The 6,515-nt window shown below is 59.3% G+C and carries 1 protein-coding gene; it reads right to left on the bottom strand.

What is annotated here, in order from left to right; translation table 11 throughout:
• The coding region (locus tag B0O95_RS14950; protein ID WP_146064112.1) for a hemagglutinin repeat-containing protein at positions 1 to 6,500 on the bottom strand (6,500 nt) is incomplete at its 3' end.
• Between the last annotated feature and the right edge of the window lie 15 nt (positions 6,501 to 6,515).

Raw genomic sequence — 6,515 nt, 5'->3', positions numbered from 1 at the left:
ACCGCGATGTCAAAACCGCCTTCGCCAGCCTCGATCCCCGCCTGCTCGGCAACGCTCGCGTAGTTGCCGCGCGCGTTGCCGTTCTGCACGTTGAAACTGGCACTGCCCCCGCCCTGGCTCACGTTAAGCCCAACGCCCGCGCTATGCTGGTGCGCCGCACTCATGCTGGTGTCCTGGACGCTCGCCACATTCAGGTCGCCCTGCACGTCGGCGACCACCCGATTGCCCTTCACGTTCGCGCCCACAACGTTCGTATCACCGCCGCTCTTAATCGTCACGGTCTCGCGTGCGCGAACGTGCGTATTATTCTGCATCGCCCCGTCCGAGTTGCCGTCGCCGTTGGCACGCGCGGCCGACGCCGACACGCCGAGCCCCTTCGTGCCGATCGATACGCCGACGCTGCCGCTTGTCGAGCCATTGTCGTGACGCACACGCTCAGTGTCGGTGCTGTTGAGCAGATCCACCCGATCGGTGGCCGCAAGATGGACGTTTTGCGCATCAATCTGCGAGCCGCGAATGATCACGTTCCCTTGGCCTTGGTCCTTCTCGCCCGTCGCCTGGAATTTTGCGAGCCCGCCTACCTGCACGCGATTGCCGCGCGCCTGCGTACTGTCCTCGCTGAACGCTGAGCGGCTGCTGGACGAACCGACGCTCACCGTCAGCTTCGCTTCGGGCAGCTCGCCCTGGGCCAGCGTGCCTAATTCGCCCGGCACCGACTGATACGCATCGTACAGGCCACTGGCCCCGGCTATCCCGCGCAGCGCCCGTACCCGATCATCTTGACTGTGGGCGCCCGCGCTGGCCTGCTGCACGACATTATTCACCGCTGCGATGCCCGGCGTTTGAACCCCGAGCGTCACGCCGCTTTGCCGCATCGCCTGTTGTCCGCTATGGTGCTGTTCATCAGTCGCAGTCTGCAGCGTCACCGTCTTCGCCGTGCCCACCACGTCCTTCGCGGCGATGAGATCGCTGCCTTTCACGTGCAGTTCGTTGCCCGCCTCGATCGTCACGCTGTCCTTGACCGAACCGACCACGCTGCCGTGATGCGTAACCGACGAGGATTGCGCCTGGTCCGATTGCGCGCGCGAGCCAATCGTCACGGCCAGTCCGTCTCCGGATAGCAGGCCCGATTGACGGTGGCGGTAGTCATTCGATTCCTGCGCCGTGCTTTGCGCGGTACCGATATTCACGTTGTTTGCCACCGCCAATGCCGTGCCATGCGTGCTCACCACGGCACTGCCCCGCACGTTCAGGTCATGACCCGCTGATACGCTCACCGTCTCACCTGACACCAGTGAGCCGTTCGCGTTGCTGCCCGCATAACTGCGCGCAGTATCCGTTGATGAACTTGACAAAAATTTGTCCGCTTCGGAATGGCTGGCCGCATCGCCGCGGGTACGCGTACGCGTCTCGGCGATCGTTACGTCGCCCGACGCAGCTAGGTTCACCGCGCCATTACCCTGTCCTTTCGTGCCGGCTACAATATTTGAGCCCAGCACTTCAAGCCGTTTGCCGGACGCAGCTTGACCCGCCACCACCGTGGCACTGCCACCTGTTGACAGCTGGCTAGCCACGTTCGTCTCCACCATATGATTGTCATACGCCCAATCACGACCATGCGCACCGGTCAAATTCACAGCGGCGCGATTTGTCGCGCCCCGAATGGTGACATGGCCTGCGCCGACAAGCGCCATATCCGCGTCCGATGTCAGCGTGCTACCCGTCACACCAATATCGCCACCGCTAGCTACGCCCAGGCTGCCGCCCGTGTGCAGCGCACTGCCCACCTGTGTCGTATTCTGATATGCGCTGGTATTGCGTGCATCGCTGTGCGTCTGAATGGTCGAGCCCGTCTCCACTGTACCGATGTTCACCGCGTGGCCTGCCATCACGCCAAGATTGCCCCCCGTTGTCACCCGCGCGCCTTTCACCGTCAGGTCATGACCGGCCTGCATCAGCATCTCACCGCTCGCGTTCAGCGTACCGAGCGCGCCGATCGACGTATGCGTCGACGTGCCGGTCGTGAAATGCTGGGCCTCAGTACGAGTGAGCGACTGATTGATGATGTCGCGGCCGGCCATCAAGGCGAGGTTGTCGGCATGGATAGCTCCCCCCAAATTCTGGATGTCGTTGCTCGCAGCCAGTGCCGCATCGCCCTTCGCAGCGATCGTCCCGCCTTGATTCACGATGTCTGTGCCCTTGATCTGAACGGTATTGCCCGAGATCAGTGCGCCGCTCGGCGTCACATCGACGTGGTTCGATTTCGCGAGGTACACTTGTGGCGCAAGTACCGTCTGCTGGCTGCCATCCGCTAGCGTGACCGTTTGATTCACCAACCAGACGATGTCCGTCGTCAGTGCCTCCATCTGGGCGTCCGTTAGCGCTATGCCGGGTTTTAGGCTGAACTGTTTGCCAAACGCCGCGCCATGGGTCATCAGCTGCTTGTATTCGTCCTCGTTGCTGGTAAAGCCCTCCAGATAGCGTTTGCCCGTCAGCTGAGTCACCTGTGCCATGACCAGCTGCGACTCGTAATAGCCATCACCGATCCGTTTTTGAACGGTTTGCGGGTTCAAATCGAGCTGGCCAAGCATGTAATCACTCGAGACGAACTGGGTATAGCTTGTGAAACGCGGATCGGTGACCACCAGATACGGATGATTGGGTGCCGATTGGATGGTAAACAAACCACTCGTGGGCAACTTCAGTTGAGGCCGGCTAGTGCGCACGCCCGCGACCGTCTTAATTACACCGAGCGTACCTGAGCGCTGTTTTGCGCCCCTCGGGGCTCCCACGCCTTGGCCCTTAAGATCTATATCCGGCAGACCCAGTGCAGCTGCGTCCGCGCCCACCGGTACGGGCGTCGCCTGCACACTGATATTGCGAGTCTCGCCTGCGTCAATGGTGACAGCCTGGTTGCTCGTGACCGTGCCGCCGGCGATGCCAGTCGTGAAGGTGATGGAGGGATTCGTCCACGTAACCCACTGTGCCGGGGTGCCGGGATAGGGATCTTTCACGTGGTTATACCCGGATCGGTTGGTGAATGAATACGTTTTGGTCAACTGGGTTGACGTATTCTTAATCACCGCGGCGCCATGACCGTTCGGCACCTTTTGGCCATTGACGTTCAAGTCGCCACCCGCGGCGATCGTGCCATTGTCGTTGTTCACCAGCTCACCGATCGTCAAGTTCATCGCCGCGCCTGAGGTCAACAGCGCGGGCGCACCGCTGTTGGGCGACAATTCGGTCTCGGTCACCGTTTGGTGAGCGATCCGCTGGGTCTCGACCGGCCAATGGCCTTCGCGGCGCCTCTCTGTTTCTTTCATAAACTGTGTGTTCGGGTCGGTATAGCCCGGGTAAGTTTCGATTCGCACACAGTTTGTTGTGCAATGACCGTACTGGTTCGAGTAGGCCGTATTGCCAAAACTTCTCAAATAGGTATTTTTTGAAAACTTTTCATCCCACGCGGTACCGCCCTGCTGATCCGGATTCGACTGTCCGTGTTTCACATCATACGCATAGAGTGTCACTTGACCGGCCGGGAGCGTAACACGCGAATCTTGCTGATACTGAGCTTGATGCCCCCCATTGGGCTTCCAATACGTCAGGCCACTATTCTTCCACTCGAACACCGATGCGTTCCACGGCAGGTTCACGATAAGCTGAGTCACCCAATGGCCGTCTGGGATCAGGATTGGCGTCGATGAGATGATATCGGCTGGATTGACATAGTACGCGTGGTGCATGTGCACATTCGCATCTTGGGGCCTCCACCACGGCAATTGGCGCATGGTGTGCGTCGAACTCGACGAGCGGGTCTCTATCTGTACATTTTGACGGATATTGTTGAGCTGACGGGCCGCGATGTTCATCAGACCATGCGCTTCCATCATCGACGACAAATTGTTCACCGTGTCAATTAGATTAATCAGTCTGCCGCTTGCATCCTTCTGGTCATCTTTCGCGATGTTTAAGTCGCCGAGACTAACAAGCGTTGCGCCGTTCCGGTTCGTGACAGTGTTGGCTCCATAGAGGTTGACCTGCTGCGTGCCCGCCATGACCGCCTGCGCACCATCGTTGACGATCGTGTTCGCCGTGTGCGTGAGTGTGTCGCCGATGATCGAACCCGTGTTCGTCAGATGCTGGCTGGTCGTCGTAATCGTATTGCCGTCAATTTTCCCTTCGTTGATTAGCTCGCCGCTGCCGGCCTCAAGCGTAGTTATCCCCGTGCCAGTCACCCCTTGTATGCCCGACCTGATCTCGCCTCGATTGATTAAACCGTTCGAGCGGGTGGTCAGATTACCGACTGCCGACAGCTTGCCAGTGTTCGTCAGCTGACCCGTCGTTGAGAAGGTCAGGTTGCGGTTTGCAGTGACCTGGTTGTTCGCACCGTGCGTGTAGTCGCCTTGCAGTGAAATGGCCGCATCTCGACCGCCGATGAACTGGCCATCGCCGATGAGCGAGACCGCGCTGAGCTCCAGGTCCCGTGCGCTCGCGATGGTGCCGGCATGCTGAGTCAGCACGCCGGTCCGAATCGTGATGTCGCCACTTGAGCCTTTCGGATTCGCGATCTGGCCGCTCGTGTTGTCAAGGCTCGCGACAGTCAGCTTGACCTTCGTCGCGCTGATCTGGCCGTCCACATTCGATAAGACGGCGTGCGGCTGCTCGACGGTCAGCACACCATCCGCCGTGAGTTGGCCCACATTCGTGAGCTGGTCCGTATTCTTAAAAGTCAGGTCCCGATCGGCGACAATTTGGCCGTTCGCGCCGTTTTGCACAGCGGCGCTGTCGATCGTCACGTTCCCTTTGCCGCGAATAACACCCCTATGGGTCTGGCCGTTCGTATTGGCATTATGGATCGACGCGGCCTTAATCAACGTGTAAACCGTACCGGTGTCGGCGATTTGACCATTCGTATTGTCGAGCTCTTGGGCGGATACGGCGAGCGTGCCGGTGGAACTCAGGTTGACGAGCTTGCCCTCCTGATTGAAAAGCGTATCGGCGGACGATACTTCGAGCCCATTCCCGCCTTGCACGACACCTTGATTGTTTTTGAACGTCGACGCAGAGGTGAGTGTGACGGAGCCGGTCTTCGTACGGATGACACCGCCGGTATTGTCAATCGATTGACCGTCCACATTGAGCACACTGGCCGAGTCAATCAAACCACTAAGGTTTGTCAGCGTGCTGGCGCCAGTCACTTTCAGTGTGCCGCTGCCGCCGTGATAAAGCGTGCCGCTATTGTTCGTCAAGCTGCCTGCTTCAGACTTGAGAATTAGATTTTCGCCGTTGCTTCGAATCGTGCCCAATGTATTATCGAACTTGTGGGTTACGCGAACCGCTGTGTCGCCTTTGCCCGTTTGTGCAATCAACCCTTTCTCATTCGTGAGCGAATCGGCCGTCACATCCAACCGTTTCGCGCTCAGCGTACCGTTATTGTTATTGATGGACTGGCCGCTGACCTTCAGCATTCCTTTCGCCGTGACGCGACCTCTGTTGGTGAGCGTGCCGGCCTGCACTTTGACGTTGCCATTGCCGCCAATCACGCCGCCTTGATCACCCATCACCGTATGACCCGCCGCGTTCGTCAGTGGGCCCACCGTCGTCACCGACAGCGCATCATCGCTTTTCGATGTGACGCGCCCAGCCGTATTATCCAGTGAGCCGGCCTTCACAAGGACGCCCCCGGCTGCTCGCGCGAGCCCGCGCAGATTGTCCATCTTCCCCGCTACGTCGATATCCAATGTCGATTCTGAAAAAATCTGCCCGTCCTGATTCGACAATGCCGCAGCGCGGATCGTCTGCGTGTCGCCTGACGACAGCTTGCCTTGGTTATGGTTCACTACGCCATCATCCGCGATGATGCGCGCAGTGCCTTGTGACACCACTTCCGCGCCGGTCAGGTCAATATCGCCAGACTTCGCGTGGAGTTCCAAATGACCGTCGGTAAGGGTGTTACTGTGCTTCAGGTCAACGGCGGCACCTTCAAGCGTCATGTTGCCGCCCGCCAATTGATGGCCTGTGGCGACCAGCGAACCGGTGGCCTTGACCTCGAGCTCGCCTGCGCTGTCGATCACGCCGTCGGCATCGGCCCCGGCACCCAACCCGCCGCTTGAATTCACGCTGTGCGCTTCGACCTTCAAGTTGCGTTGGGCTGCGAGCGTACCGGTATTGGTCAGCAAACTCTCGCTTGAAACCGACACGTCTTGTTTGCCGTAAAGCTTGCCATCGTTTTGAATGTCGGCCTGCGCGCGCACGCTTAATAGGCCGCTTGCATTGGTTTGACTCGTTGGCGTAAACGTGAGCTTGCCGTTCGAGCACAGCGTCAAATCACCAGCCTGCGCGCTAATCTCACCCGCGCTGTGCACTCCCACGCCGTGTTCGGTGCCAACCATCACAATCCGATCGGCGTACATACCGCCGAGTTGGCCAACGTCAATCGATACGCTTGGCGCCGGCCCGTCGCCTTGAATGGTCGTGGCCGCTAGCGTGTCGTAAGGCACGTGGTTCGCACCGCT

The sequence above is a fragment of the Mycetohabitans endofungorum genome, from assembly GCF_002927045.1.
Classification (GTDB): domain Bacteria; phylum Pseudomonadota; class Gammaproteobacteria; order Burkholderiales; family Burkholderiaceae; genus Mycetohabitans; species Mycetohabitans endofungorum.
The sequence above is the reverse complement of the archived record's forward strand: the minus strand, read 5'-3'. Positions and strand labels throughout refer to the sequence as shown.